The organism is Haloarcula halobia (assembly GCF_029338255.1).
Lineage (GTDB): Archaea > Halobacteriota > Halobacteria > Halobacteriales > Haloarculaceae > Haloarcula > Haloarcula halobia.
The window spans coordinates 242,834-255,892 of sequence record NZ_CP119787.1; the positions used below are offsets into that span (position 1 = coordinate 242,834).

Annotated in this window: 11 protein-coding genes; 4 read left to right on the forward strand and 7 right to left on the reverse strand. The window is 69.3% G+C overall.

The window, feature by feature from the left end:
- Positions 1 to 34: 34 nt before the first annotated feature.
- The 5 genes from pheT to P1K88_RS01255 form a co-directional block, all read right to left on the reverse strand.
- Entirely contained in the window at positions 35 to 1,771 is a 1,737-nt protein-coding gene (gene pheT / locus P1K88_RS01235) for a phenylalanine--tRNA ligase subunit beta (RefSeq protein ID WP_276411914.1), read from the reverse strand.
- Positions 1,771 to 3,282, reverse strand: a complete 1,512-nt coding sequence (gene pheS, locus P1K88_RS01240; protein WP_276411915.1) for a phenylalanine--tRNA ligase subunit alpha — start codon at positions 3,280 to 3,282, stop codon at positions 1,771 to 1,773. The genes pheT and pheS overlap by 1 nt, the downstream gene beginning before the upstream one ends.
- Positions 3,283 to 3,869: 587 nt before the next feature.
- Entirely contained in the window at positions 3,870 to 5,492 is a 1,623-nt protein-coding gene (locus P1K88_RS01245; protein WP_276411916.1) for a tryptophan--tRNA ligase, read from the reverse strand.
- Positions 5,489 to 6,487, reverse strand: a complete 999-nt coding sequence (endA, locus tag P1K88_RS01250; protein ID WP_276411918.1) for a tRNA-intron lyase — start codon at positions 6,485 to 6,487, stop codon at positions 5,489 to 5,491. Before endA ends, P1K88_RS01245 begins: the two co-directional genes overlap by 4 nt.
- A gap of 60 nt (positions 6,488 to 6,547) precedes the next feature.
- Positions 6,548 to 7,270 carry a PDDEXK family nuclease gene (locus tag P1K88_RS01255; RefSeq protein WP_276411920.1) on the reverse strand — a complete coding sequence of 241 codons (723 nt, stop codon included), beginning with the start codon at positions 7,268 to 7,270 and terminating at the stop codon, positions 6,548 to 6,550.
- Between the two features lie 133 nt (positions 7,271 to 7,403).
- Between P1K88_RS01255 and P1K88_RS01260 the strand changes: the two genes are divergently transcribed.
- Positions 7,404 to 8,081 (forward strand): HAD family hydrolase, encoded by a 678-nt coding sequence (locus P1K88_RS01260; protein WP_276411921.1) that lies wholly within the window; start codon positions 7,404 to 7,406, stop codon positions 8,079 to 8,081.
- On the opposite strand, the gene P1K88_RS01265 is transcribed toward P1K88_RS01260, so the two are convergent.
- A complete protein-coding gene (locus P1K88_RS01265) occupies positions 8,063 to 8,311 on the reverse strand; it encodes a DUF8028 family protein (RefSeq protein ID WP_276411923.1) in 249 nt (82 codons plus the stop codon). The genes P1K88_RS01260 and P1K88_RS01265 overlap by 19 nt on opposite strands.
- Positions 8,312 to 8,481: 170 nt before the next feature.
- Positions 8,482 to 10,878: a DEAD/DEAH box helicase gene (locus P1K88_RS01270; protein ID WP_336407587.1), complete on the reverse strand. Its 2,397-nt coding sequence runs from the start codon at positions 10,876 to 10,878 to the stop codon at positions 8,482 to 8,484.
- A gap of 379 nt (positions 10,879 to 11,257) precedes the next feature.
- Here P1K88_RS01270 and P1K88_RS01275 point away from each other — a divergent pair, with 379 nt between their 5' ends.
- From P1K88_RS01275 to lipA, 3 genes are all read left to right on the forward strand, one after another.
- Positions 11,258 to 11,641, forward strand: a complete 384-nt coding sequence (locus P1K88_RS01275; protein WP_276411925.1) for an ArsR/SmtB family transcription factor — start codon at positions 11,258 to 11,260, stop codon at positions 11,639 to 11,641.
- A 224-nt stretch (positions 11,642 to 11,865) separates the two neighbouring features.
- Positions 11,866 to 12,030, forward strand: a complete 165-nt coding sequence (locus tag P1K88_RS01280) for an FmdB family zinc ribbon protein (protein ID WP_276411927.1) — start codon at positions 11,866 to 11,868, stop codon at positions 12,028 to 12,030.
- A gap of 108 nt (positions 12,031 to 12,138) precedes the next feature.
- Entirely contained in the window at positions 12,139 to 13,059 is a 921-nt protein-coding gene (gene lipA / locus P1K88_RS01285) for a lipoyl synthase (protein ID WP_276411928.1), read from the forward strand.

Here is a 13,059-nt window from a genome sequence, read left to right on the forward strand (position 1 = left end):
CGCCGGATACGCGTAGCGTCCCAGTGCGTGTTGATTACGACAGCGCGTCGAGCCGGAACTCGAAGGCCGCCACCGGCAGTTCCAGGTCGTGTTCGACGAGCACCCGTGGGTGAACCTCGCCGACGACGCCGGCGGACTCGCCGTCCAGCACCACCTCGGCCGCCCGGCCGTCGATGAACGACGGGTGGGTGGTCGGCGGCGTCTCCAGTTTCGTGTCGAAGGCCCCGGCGAGGGCCTGCAGGCGGGCCTTCGCGTCCTCGTAGGAGGCGTCGGTGCGTGCGAGCGCCCCGGCTACGGTCCGGTGCTCGGCGACGCCGGTGTTCTCCGAGTCGTCGAGCCCCGCCGCGAGGCCGATCTCGGCGAGGTCCTGCGGGTAGCGCCGGTGGGTGTTGTTCTCTAAGACCATCAGCAGCGAGGGGAGTGCCCAGGTCCGGAGGATAGTGTAGTCCTCGCTGTACGGTTCCTGGATGGTGACGGGGTCGGCGGCCCCCACGCAGTCGTCGTCGGGGGAGACGCCCATGCGAGTGAAGTTCTCCGCCTCGTCTGTCATGTGGAAGTTCAGCAGGTCCTCGAAGCCAAGGCCAACCAGCGCGTCGCGAGCGGCGTCCTCGAGGCGCGAGCGCTCGTGGCGGCCGCCGACCGTCGAGACGTCGGGGTAGGTCGGTTCGAGCGTGTTGAACCCCAGCGCCCGGCCCACGTCGTCGACGAGGTCCAGCGGGTGGAGCACGTCGACGCGGTAGGGCGGAATCTCGACCTCGAAGGCGACGCCGCCGTCCTCGGTCTCGACCGCTTCGGCGTCGAGGCCGGCCCGCTCGGCGTAGTCGACGACCTGCTCTGGGTCCAGGTCGACGCCGATGATAGACCGGACGCGGTCCAGCGTCACCGTCTTCGAGCGCACCGAGAGGTCCGGGCGCTCGAGCGTGCTGCCGGCGTGCTCGCCGGGGGCGTCGTCGGCGTACTCGACTTCGACGCGTTCGACCTGGCCGCCACGCGCCTCGAGTGCGTAGCAGACGATGTTGCACATGTGGTCGATGGTCCACTGGTCGGTCCCGGTCATCTCGATGAACAGGTCCCGGGAGTCCTCGCTGACCTCGGTCCGGCGGCCGTTGATGACCGGCGGGAACGAGAACAGGCCGATGGAGTCGTAGATGGCGGGCACTCGGTCGAATTCCGCCACGAGGTCGCCGTAGGTCCGGCCCGTCTCGTGGTCCTCGATGACCTCGGCCGGCGTCATCTCCGCGTCCGAGTCCAGCGGGACGAACGTCTCGCCGTCGGGGTCGACTCCGGTGTAGCGGATCGACTTCCCGGAGCCCTCGACGGCGGCCTCGCCTTTCAGCATCGTCAGGTCGTGGACGCCGATGGCGCCTTTCGCGCGCTTGCGCCCCATCGTCGCGTGCAGTTTCTCCTGCAGCTGGATGAGAGATTCCAGGGCGTCTTCGCCCATATCGAGGCCGCGAACGATGGCACCCGTGACGTACGGTCGTTCCTCGGGCTGGTCCTCGACCTCGATGGTCCACTCGGCGGTGTTCGTGTTCGGGACGTACACCCCGCGGTCGTCGCCGTAGTGGTAGCGCAGCGACCGGGCGACCCCCTCCACGGAGAGGCGGTCCAGGCGGTCGGGCGCGAACTCCAGCTGGAACTCGTCGTCCTCGGTCCAGCCCTCGAACTCCAGCCCGAGGTCGAAGAGGTCCGATTTCAGCTGGTCGTCATCCTTCTCGTCGTGACCGGTCAGGTAGCGCAGTTCGTCGGGGTCGACGTCGACGACGGGCATCAGTGCATCACCTCCGTCTCCCGCAGGAGGTCAAGGTCACACAGCGTCCCGTGGACGTCGCGGATGTCCTCGAAGCCGTACATCAGCATCAGGAGACGCTCCAGCGAGAGGCCCCACGCCATCACGTCACAGTCGACGCCAAGCGGCGCTAACACCTCGTCGCGGAAGATGCCGGAGTTGCCGACCTCCACGATCTCGCCGGTCTCGGGGTGGGTCCCGAACAGCTCGAAACTCGGCTCCGTGTAGGGGTTGTAGTGGGGCTTAAACTCCAGGTCGGTGATGCCGAACTGCTCGTAGAACTCGGTGAACGTCCCCATCAAATCGCGAACGGAGAGGTCCTCGGCCATCACCCAGCCCTCGATCTGGAAGAACTCCAGCAGGTGGGTCGGGTCCAGCGTGTCGTTGCGGTAGACCTTCTCGACGCTGAAGAACCGCTCGGGCGGTTCGAGCTCGCCGATCTCGTGGCCCGAGAGGTAGCGCATCGACAGCGAGGTGGTGTGGCCCCGCAGGTCCAGACCGCGGGCGACCTCCTCCTCCCACGGCGAGTGGTAGCCCTCGCCGTCGGGGCCGACGCCCTCCAGGTGGGCAGATTTGACGCGCTCGACGAGGTCCTCGGGCAGCTCCTCGATCTCGTCGGGCGTCTCCAGGGCGAACTGGTCCCAGTGAGTCCGCGCGGGGTGGTCCTGGGGCATGAACAGGCAGTCGTTGATCCAGAACTGCGCGTCGACGTGGGGCCCCTGCATCTCCTGGAAGCCCATGCCGACGAGGGTGTCCTTGACCCGGTTCGCGGTCTGTCGGAGGATGTGCTCCTTGCCGTGGGAGACCACCTCGGCGTCGGCCGCGACGTTGTACTCGGTGAACTCGACGTCCGCCCACTCGCCGCTGGTCAGCAGTTCCGGCGTGACCTGGTCGACGGTCGCTGCGACCTCGATGCCGGCCATCAGCTGGGTGACGCCGTCGTCGGTCAGCACGACGGAGCGGACCGTCGCCTCGCTGACCTCGAGCAGCCCCCGGCGTTCCAGTTGCGAGAGCGCCTCGGTGTCGGCGTCCTCGACGCGGCCGTCGGCGACAGCTTCGAGCGCGAGCATCTCGGGGTCGTCCCCGGTGTCGGCGTCGGGGTCGGCGGTTATCTCGCCGCTGTCGATGTGCCCGTACCCCTTCCGGGCGTAGTTCGACAGCGCGATGTCGACGGCCGCGCCCTCCAGTCCCGAGGCACCGATGACCTGCCCCATCGACACCGGGTCCGCGTCGGCCCCGGCGTCCATCGCGGCCGCGTAGAGGTCCTGTTCGGGCAGACTCTCACAGATATAGGACTCGCCCTCCTCGGTCAGTGCGTAGTGCTCGACAGTCTCCTCGGTGACGTCGAGCAGGCCGTCGGCCTCCAGTTCGAAGGCGGCGCGGGTGGCCGCCTCGGGCTTGAGGCCGGCCTCGTCGGCCACCTCGTCGATACCTCGCTGCTCCTGTGCGTCGGCGGCCTCGAGGACGGCCACCTGTGCCTGTGGTCGTTTCATAGCGTGTGTCGGTCGTTGTGAACATCACTGCGGGTCGCTCAGTTAACGGTTCTCACTTGGTCCTCGCGGGCCGTTCTCCCGCTCGGACATCCGAGGTCCCGTCGAGTGGGCGGGACCTCGCTCCCCTCGGAGGGTTTCGTCGGCGCCGACCGGTCGGTCGGCCCCGAATCCACCACCCGTCAGGCAGCGACGAAGAAGCCGAACCCCGGACTGCGTGGCGACTGGCGCGCGACACCGGCACTGCGGGATTCGGATGCCATGTGCGAACGGTTGTGACGGGGCAGTAAAAGCGTTGTGACGCCGGCTAGCAACCGATTGGTGTGCCGCAGCGTACGCAACGCCAGCAGATAACATCGAAACCCGCCAGAAAGTCCCCGGGCGCTTTCAGTCCACCCAGGATAAATGACCAACCGGCTACGGGTGGACTGAAAGGGGCGACGCGTTCGGCAAACCCGGACGACGCAAGCACTGGAGCGAACGGAGTGAGCGAAGCGCGCAGCGAGGCCCGGGAGTCGAACGCGTCGGGGCTTTCTGGCGGTTCGCGGTCACCACTGTGCCCGCACCACCGAAACAGAAACCGAGGAATATTAGTCGCGTCGTCGGTCGGACTCGAGTTCGATGTCGAGTTCGTCGAGTTTCGCCGCCCACTCGTCGCGTTTCTCCTGGTGGTCCTCGAGGAACTCGCGCATGAGTTCGGCGGCCTGCTCCTTGCACCCGCCACAGAGGCGCTCGCCGCCGACACACTCCTCGTAGACCTCCGTAGCGAACTCGTCGTCGTCGCCCGACAAGAGGTACGCGTATAGTTCGTAGACCGGGCACTCGTCGGCCTTCCCGCCCTTCTCACGCTGTTCCGCGGCGGTGGCCCGGCCGCCGGTGGTCGCCGATTTGACCTTGTCGTAGCCGTCCTCGGGGTCGTCGAGCAGGGAGATGTGTGACGCCGGGATCGAGGAGGACATCTTCCCGCCGGTGAGGCCGGTCATGAAGCGGTGGTAGACCGAGGACGGCGGGAGGAAGCCGTACCCGCCGTTGTCGAGTTCGACCTCGCGGGCCAGGTCCGCGGCCTCGTCCTGCGAGAGGTCGAAGGCGTCGACGTGTTCGTCGTAGACGCGCTTCTCGCCGTCGACGGCCTCGACGAGCGCGTCGAAGGCGGCGTCGGTCGCGCGTCGGTCGAAGATGCGCGTCCGGGGCCGGATGGGTTCCTTCCCGGCGTTCTCCAGTTTCTCGACGGCAGACTCGCGGGCCTCGCCGGGTTCGAGGTCCTGCTCGCGCAGCCAGTCGGCGGCCTCGCCACAGCGGGGCCGGTCGGCGTCCTCGGCGTAGTCCGTCCGGGCGTTGTAGGCCTTCCGCAGCAGGCCGCGCTCGGCCGGGTTCGCCTCGAAGCTCGCGTACGCCTCGGTCACGCCGAAGTAGCGCATCCGGGCCGCGAGGTCCCGGACCAGGCGCATGTGGGGGTCCTGGTCGGGGCCGACGGGGATGACGGTCGGCTTGGGCTCGTCGAGTTGCGGGTAGAGGATGTCGGCCATCTGCGTGACGACCGACTGCATGTGCGAGACGTCCGTCTCGCCGTCGAAGTCGTAGATGGCCTGCAGCTCCGAGAAGTTGGCCTCGACACCCAGTTCGAACGCGAGGTCCTGGACCTCGCGGTTGGTCGACTGGCGGTAGAGTTCCCCCTCCTCGGGGTCGAAGCCCAGCGCGAGCAGCGAGAGGACGTAACTGCGGGTGTGCTCGTCGATCTCGGCCCACGAGAGGTCGCGGGCGGCGTGGGCCTCCAGATCGGCGATGAGGCCGTAGGCGTCCCCGCCCTGCTCCTGGTGCCAGATTATCTCGTCGAACACCATCTTGTGGCCGATGTGGGGGTCGCCGGTCGGCATGAACCCCGAGAGCGCGGCGAAGTCCTCGCCCTCGCGTATCGCGCGGGCGACCCGGTCGTAGTCACGGTGGCCGAAGATGACGCTCCGGCGCATCAGGTAGTGGGGGTTCGGGACGCCCGGGAGGATGTCGTCGAAGGCCCCGATGCCGAACTGGTCGAACAGTTTGCGGTAGTCCGCGACGGTCGAGGAGCCCCAAGGGTCAAGCGCCACGTCGTCGGCACCGGCGGCGTCGGCGCCGCCGTCGGTCCGGAAGTCCTCCGACTCACGCCACGGCGCCCCCGACTGGCGGCGGTCCTCGGCGGGCGATGCGTCGTCGTGGGGCGCGTCGTGGTCGGTCATGGTGTCAGTCGGCTCACGGCGAGCCAGCGTACCTCCCCATTGGCCCCGGTCAGCGCAAAAACCATTCGCTTCCGCACGCCGTGGGCGAGTCGCACGTCCAGCGCGAGGTCGCGGGGCTCGAAGGCGTGGTCGGCTGGCAGCACCCGCACGAGCAGTTCGGAGTGGCCAAGGTTGTCGACGTCCTCGACGTCGGCGTAGGTCCGGAAGTCCGCGCCGAACTTGAAGCCGGTCTTGGGCACGACGCCCGCCTCCCGGAGCGTCGAGTAGACCGCGAGCCGGCGGTCGAACCGGTCGCCCTCGACGTCGCGGCCGCGGGCGACGACGGCGTCGGCGCCACCCTCGACGGCGAGCCTCCCGTCGCTGGCGAGGTACGCCGCCTCCACGAGCGACAGCTGGACGGCGTCGTCGAGCCGCTGGCCGTAGAACGCCTGCTCGTAGAGTTGTGCCGGCGGGTCCCAGCACAGCACCCGCTCGGCAAGCAGCTCGCCCTCGGTCGGGGGGACCGTGCCGTCGCTGGTCCCCGAGACGTCGGGGCGGTCGGTCGCCAGGTAGGTTATCTCGCTCTCCTCGTCGACCACCGCGAGCACGCAGTCCCCGAGGCTCGCCGCGGGCACGCTGTCGCGCTCGCCGACGACGCGGACGCGGTAGGCGACGGCGTCGTCCCACGGCCCCTGCCCGCGGGGGTAGACCACGAAGTCCGCGCCGTCGGGGTTCTCGACCCACCCATCGCGGGCTGGCGAGAGGTAGAACCCGCGGTCCCGCAGGTCCTTGTAGACGAGGAAGGCCACCCCGGAGACGGCCGTCGACCCGAGGAAGGCCCGGAAGTCCATCCCGTCGACGCGCTCGATGTCGCCACGGTACAGCAGGTGGGCGGCCTCGACGGGCGCGAGGTCGAGGTCGCCGTTCCGGACGCGACCGTAGCCACGCGAGTCGTAGAACCGCTCGCGGGCGCGCGGGCCGGCCCGGACCACGTCACCGTCGAGCGTGAGGTCCATAGCGGGGACTGTCGGGCGGGGGACAAAGCCCCTGCGGGTCGCGCCGTGGCGTCGTCCCGGTCAGTCGGCGTGGTCGCAGGTACTGTCCAGACAGCGCCGCCCGCCGGCCGTCTCGAACGCCGGCAGGCCACAGGCACAGTCGTCGACGACCACCCCCGAGGGCACCGAGAAGGCGGTGTCGCAGTCGGGGTACCGGTCGCACCCGGCCAGCAGGCCGCCCCGGCGGACGATGCGCAGGTCGCCCTCGCAGTCGGGACAGCCCCACTCGCGGTCGAAAGCGGCCTTCACGCGGTCGTCCAGCGAGTCACAGTCACGGTCGAGACACACCTCGAAGGCCGCGCCGCGTTCGACGCGCATCGTGGGCAGGCCACAGTCGCCACAGCGGCCGCCGGTGACGGTGGCATCGCTCGGCAGGCCATACGACGCCTCGCAGCCGGTACAGGCGACGTCGCCCCGCGTCCGGACGAGCGTCCCCGAACAGTCCGGACAGTCCGCGACCGGGACGCCGGCGTTCGAGGCCGGGAACCTGGCGCTCCCGTGTTCCTCGTGGGCGACCACCCGCAGGAACTCCTCGCCGTCGCGGGCGGTGACCACGCCGTCCTCGACGGCGACGCTCTCGGCCCGGGTGAGCCACGCCACGGGCTGGTAGCCCGCGGCGTCGTGGACGAGGACGGTGTTGTCGGGTTTGACGACGACGAGGACGTCGCCCCGCTGTTCCCGCTCACGGGAGCCCTCGAAGACGGTCGTACACTGGCCGGCCATCACGCGCGTGCCGTCGTGCATGGACCGGTCTGGTCCCGGGTTCGGATATAAACTCTCGGAGGCGTCGGGAGCGGTGGCCGGGCGTGTGTCGCCGAACGCGACCGGCTCACCGGGGCCCAAACATCCAAACCGGTCGAGCGTGTGGGAGAGGGTAATGAGCCCGCCGCAGGCGATCTGTTTCGACATGGACGGCGTCCTCGTCCAGTCCGAGGACTACTGGGTGGAAAAGCAGCGGAGCCACATCCTGCCGACGGCGGCCCCGAACGACGACATCCCGCTGTCGGTCATCACCGGGCGGAGCTACAAGGAGGTCTATCCGGAGCTGGCCGAGCAGTACGAACTGGCCGTCTCGCGCGAGGAGTACGAGTCGCTGTTCGAGGCGGCCGGCCGCGAGATATACCGCGACCACGCCACGCTGCTGGAGGGCGGGCACGACCTGCTGGCGGACCTCCGGGCCGCAGGCGTCGCCCTGGCGCTGACCACCTCCTCGCCGTGGGACTGGATCGAGGTCGTCGACGAGCGGTTCGGCCTCCTGGAACACTTCGACGCCGTCGTCAGCGCCGACGACCTGGAGGGGGCCGGCAAGCCCGAACCGGGCATCTACGAACGCGGCGCGGCGGAACTTGGCGTCGAGCCGGCCGAGTGCTGGGCCGTCGAGGATTCGACCGCGGGGGCGCAGGCGGCCGCCGCCGCAGGCATGACGACGGTGGGCTTCCGGGGCGACGGCGACGAGACGGACCTCTCGGCCGCGGACTACGTCGTGGCCGGCGCGGCCGAACTCCGGGGGCTGCTGTTTGGCGACGCGGGGGCGTCTCAGGAGCAGTCGGCGTAGCCACGGCCCAGGAGGAGGCCACAGACGTTGAGCGCGACGACGGCACACAGGAGACCGAGCGACTGCGTCGTCAGTTCGCCGACGAGCAAGAGCGGGTACGCCAGCGGGGCCAGGACACCGGTCCAGAAGCCGACGGTCTCGACCGGCCCGCGACGGGCGGCCCAGGCCACCGAGCGGAACCTCCCGGACGGCGATTCAGCGGGGGAGTCGAAGGGCGGGGTGTTTGCCATGGTGGACCTCCTCGCCCAGCGGTTGTGGGTGACCGCTCGTATAAGGGGGCGACGCTCCGGGACCGTTCAGAGGGTTCAGCGCCGTTCGCCGCCGCTCGGGGGCAGATTCGGGCGGGACGGTCGACGAGAACGGTCCCGGCTGAACAGTTCACTCCGCCGGTAAGACCGGCTTAGTCGACGCGGACGGTCCGCTGCTCCGTGACCGACGGGAGCGGGAGGTCGGGGAAGGCCACCTCGACGGTGTAGGTCAGTTCGTCGGCGTCAGCGCCGAAGACGGCCACCGGGAGCGTTGCCTCACCGAGGTAAGAGGGTTTCGCGGTCATCTCGCGGCCGTTGACCGTCACCCGCAGACCCGCGCGGGCGGCCCCGCCGGTATTCTCGACGGTAACCTCCCGCATCTCGTTTGCACCCGTGGCGATGGCGTCGGGGAACGCGCCCCAGTCCACGTCGACGACCGGGAGGTCGCGGGCGTTCGAGAGCACCTGCTCGGCCACGCCCTCCGAGAGCCCGGCCCGGACGAGGCCGTCGACGCCGGCCGCGACCACGTCGGCGGGCGTCTGGAGCCCCTCGGCGGCGAGTTTTCCGGCGCGACCGGACCCGACGCCGTCGATGGCAGTCAGACCGACGGCGTCGGCGCTGATGCCGTGTTCGACGCGGGCCTCGACGCGGCAGGCGAGGTTGGCGAAGCGTGCCGGCGCGAGGTCGTCGAGGAACGCCCGCAGGGCCGAAAGCAGGCGAAGCGCGTTCTGCCGGATGACCCAGGCGTCGCTCTTGAGTTCCGTCGGCGTCGTCCCGGTCATCCCCGCCTTGCAGATGGCGAGCACCTTCCGCTGGCCGGCGTCTAAGTCCGCATCGACGTCACCCAGCACCGCGGCGACCGCGTCCTGTTCGTCCGAGCGGGCGCTGACGCTGTCGAACTCCGTCGCCCCAGCGACGGTGGTGAGGAGGTCCGCGGGCTCGATGGGAGCCGTGGCCCCGCTGTCGGCCTGCGCCTCGCAGCGCTCGGCCAGGTCGGCGAACCGGCGTGCCGTGTCGAGTCGAAGGTAGAACGTCGAGGCCAGATGCCCCAGGCGGGTCGGTTCGACGCGGAGGCCGTCCTGTTCGACGAAACCGTCGGCGACCAGCTCCGAGAGGGTGCGGCTGACCCGCTCGCGGAGGTCGCTGCCGGCGGCGTACTCGTCGGGGGCCGACTGGGCGCGGGCGAAGTAGAACGTCGTCCGGAGCCACGCCATCACGTCGTCGACGTCCCGGATCGTCCCCAGCGCGATCTCGGCGTTGAGGTGGGCGTCGAGTTCGCCCGCGAGCCGGGACTCGATCTCCTTGCCGTCCCGGAGCAGCGCGCGGTACTTGTCGGCGTCCGCGCGGTCACAGACGACCCAGGCGTAGCCCATGTCGTCGTAGCCCGGCCGCCCCGCGCGCCCGAGCATCTGGAGGATGTCGAGCGGGCTCATGTCGACCTCGCCCTCCAGGGGGTCGTGGAGCTTCGTGTCGCGGATGACGACACAGCGCGCGGGGAGGTTCACGCCCCACGCGAGCGTCGAGGTCGAAAAGAGCAGCTGTATCTTGCCCTCCTTGAACCAGTCCTCGACGCGGTTCTTGTCCTCGCGGGCGAGGCCGGCGTGGTGGAAGCCCACGCCGTCGAGCACCGATTGACGGAGCGTGTCGTTCCCCAGGTCGGCGGCGTCGTTGTGGAAGTCGTAGTCGCCCCGCGCCCCGATGGGGACGTCGCGTTCGGCCAGTTCGTCGCGGGCCTTCTTGGCGGCCTGGACGGTGTCCTGCCGGGAGGAGACGAACACGAGCGCCTGGCCTTCCTCGCGGATGTGGGGCTCGGTCAGGTCCAGCGCCCGATAGAGTCGGCGGTACTTGTCGGCGAAGGCGTTCTCGCCGTGCGAGTAGGTCTTCACGTCGGCGTTCAGGGGCACCGGACGGTAGTCGTCGCCGAAGGCGAAGGTGGTCTCGGCGGGGGCGTCCAGCCAGTCGGCGACGTCGTCGATGTTTGGCATCGTCGCCGACAGGGCGACCACGCGGGGGTCACAGAGTCGGCGCAGGCGCGAGACGGTGACCTCGAGCACCGCGCCGCGCCTATCGGAGTCGAGCAGGTGGACCTCGTCGATGACACAGCAGTCGACGTCGGTGATGAACGCGTAGCGATGGGTGTCGTGTTTCCTCGTCGCGGAGTCGGCCTTCTCCGGGGTCATCACGAGGATGTCGGCCCGCTCGGCCCGACGGGGGTTCAGGTCGCGTTCGCCGGTGACGACGTACACGGAGTAGCCCATGTCCTCGAAGCGCTCCCACTCGCGCTCTTTCTCGTTGGTGAGCGCGCGCAGGGGGGCCAGAAAGAGCGCGGTCCCGCCCGCCGCGAGGGTCTTGCAGATGGCCAGTTCCGCCAGCGCGGTCTTCCCGCTGGCGGTCGGGGCGCTGACCACGACGTTGTCCTCGCGTTCTAAGAGCGCGGGCAACGCCTCGGACTGCATGGCGTTGAACCGCTCGAAGGGGAAGGCGTCGGCGAACTCGGGGAGGGCGTCCGCGACCGCGACGCTCGGCTCGCTGTCGGCTCGAGGTGGCACGTCAGACAGCGAGCGCCGCGACGGCAAAGGCGTTTCCATCACCGAACGTGAACCCCGCTGCTGGCGAGGTGGCAGGCCCTCTCCTCGCGGGCAGCGCAGAACCATGTACTCCGGAAATCGGCGTCTCCGAGTGCTAACACGGAGGCATACGCAGTTATATAGATATAGTGTGTACCGTAGAGTATGGTGAGGGCGTTCCCTCACCGACGGCCTGGGCCCCGGCGAGCCGTATCTGTCTCGTGTGGGCCGGCCAGTTGCTATCGGGCCCGGTGTAGTGAGCCGGGCACGCCCGTGCGGTGTTCGCGGTGCTGAACTTTCCGGGACCTCGACCCCTCGAGTGGACACCGCCCTTTTCTGTCTGGCTCCGTGACCCCGGAACGTGAGCGGAGACTGGGACCCCGAGACGGTCTTCGAGGTGCTCGGGAGCGAGGAGGTCCGGCGAATCCTCGCGGTGGCGAACGTGAAGCCGATGTCGGTGCCCGAGCTCGCGGACGGCCTCGAGGCCTCCGAGCCGACGCTGTACCGGCGAATCAACGTCTGTCAGGAGTACGACCTGCTGACCGAGGCCACCCGCGTCGACGAGGACGGGAACCACTACAAGGTCTACGAGACGGCGCTCGAGCGGATCAGTTTCGAGCTCGACGGGGGCGGGTTCGAGGTGGACCTGGAACTGCGCCGGGACCTGGTCGAACAGGCCGAGGACGCCTGGGACGACATCGGCGAGGGGGGTGAGCGACGCGGGGGCGACCGGGACGCGCCGTGAGTCCCCAGACGACCCCGACGGCGATTGTCCGGAGGCTGTGCACGGCTTCACGAGGTGAAACAGCCACGAGAGCGCCCGTGACCGCCGCGTTCGGGCCGTGGAACGGGCAGTTTTCGTGCGGAATCCGGCGTACAAACTGGCGTGGCCGATGTCGGGAGTTTCGACGGCTGAAACGCCCGGCGGGGTTATAACACGCCGGCGACGCATTGGTGGCAACGGAGTCAATGTCCGTACTCGAAACTATCCGGGAGACAGTCGGGCTCACAGACGAGAAGACCGAGTACGAGTGTGACGATTGCGGTCACACGTTCCACTCCGACGCCGACTCGGGGTCCTACTGGTTCCAGTGTCCGGAGTGCAAGTCCGAGTCGCTGACCGAACTCGAGTAACGGGGCCCAGGGCGTATCGTGCGCGAACTGCGGCGTTCTCTCGCTAGTCGTCGAGGCGGGCGCGGACGAACCCAACGTCTATTGCCCGGTCGCCCCTAGCGGCGACCGATGGGACGCGCCCGGAAACCCGACTGGCTGAAGATGCGGCCGCCGTCGGGCGAGCGGTTCACCGACATCAAGCGGAGCCTCCGCGACCGGGACCTCCACACCGTCTGCGAGGAGGCCAACTGTCCGAACCTCGGGGAATGTTGGAGCGGCCGGGACGGCCCCGGGACGGCGACGTTCATGCTCATGGGCGACCGCTGTTCGCGCGGGTGTAACTTCTGTGACGTCGAGACCGGCGGGATGGAGCCGCTGGACCCCGAGGAACCCGAGCGAGTGGCTGACGCCGTCGCGGACATCGGCCTGGACTACGTCGTGCTGACCAGCGTCGACCGCGACGACCTGTTCGACCAGGGCGCGGGTCACTTCGCCGAGACCATCCGCGCCATCAAGGACCGCGACGCCGGGATCCTGGTCGAGTGCCTGATTCCGGACTTCCAGGGGGACCCGGCGCTGGTCGACGAGATCATCGACGCCGACCCGGACGTGCTGGCCCACAACGTCGAGACGGTCGAGCGCCTGCAGTGGCCGGTGCGGGACCGGCGGGCGGGCTACCGCCAGTCGCTGTCGGTGCTGGCGCGGGCGGCCGAAGCCGACGTCTACGCCAAGACCAGCCTGATGCTGGGGCTGGGCGAGTACGCCCACGAGGTCTACCAGACCCTCTCGGACCTCCGGCAGGTCGGTGTCGACGTGGTGACCTTCGGGCAGTACCTCCAGCCATCGCGGTCGCACCTCGAGGTGAGCGAGTACGTCCACCCCGACGTCTTCGACACCTGGCAGCGGGTCGCCGAGGCGGAGTTCGGTTTCGCCTACTGTGCCTCGGGACCGATGGTCCGCTCGTCGTACAAGGCGGGCGAACTGTTCGTCGAGGCCGTCGCCGACGGCCGGAGCGTCGAGGACGCACGGCGGCTGGCGCGGAGCGACTGA

What these genes read in the sequence shown, in the direction of transcription:
- pheT (WP_276411914.1), bottom strand. Translation starts at nt 1,771, where the DNA reads ATGCCCGTCGTCGACGTCGACCCCGACGAACTGCGCTACCTGACCGGT.
- pheS (WP_276411915.1), bottom strand. Translation starts at nt 3,282, where the DNA reads ATGAAACGACCACAGGCACAGGTGGCCGTCCTCGAGGCCGCCGACGCA.
- P1K88_RS01245 (WP_276411916.1), bottom strand. Translation starts at nt 5,492, where the DNA reads ATGACCGACCACGACGCGCCCCACGACGACGCATCGCCCGCCGAGGAC.
- endA (WP_276411918.1), bottom strand. Translation starts at nt 6,487, where the DNA reads ATGGACCTCACGCTCGACGGTGACGTGGTCCGGGCCGGCCCGCGCGCC.
- P1K88_RS01255 (WP_276411920.1), bottom strand. Translation starts at nt 7,270, where the DNA reads ATGCACGACGGCACGCGCGTGATGGCCGGCCAGTGTACGACCGTCTTC.
- P1K88_RS01260 (WP_276411921.1), top strand. Translation starts at nt 7,404, where the DNA reads ATGAGCCCGCCGCAGGCGATCTGTTTCGACATGGACGGCGTCCTCGTC.
- P1K88_RS01265 (WP_276411923.1), bottom strand. Translation starts at nt 8,311, where the DNA reads ATGGCAAACACCCCGCCCTTCGACTCCCCCGCTGAATCGCCGTCCGGG.
- P1K88_RS01280 (WP_276411927.1), top strand. Translation starts at nt 11,866, where the DNA reads ATGTCCGTACTCGAAACTATCCGGGAGACAGTCGGGCTCACAGACGAG.
- lipA (WP_276411928.1), top strand. Translation starts at nt 12,139, where the DNA reads ATGGGACGCGCCCGGAAACCCGACTGGCTGAAGATGCGGCCGCCGTCG.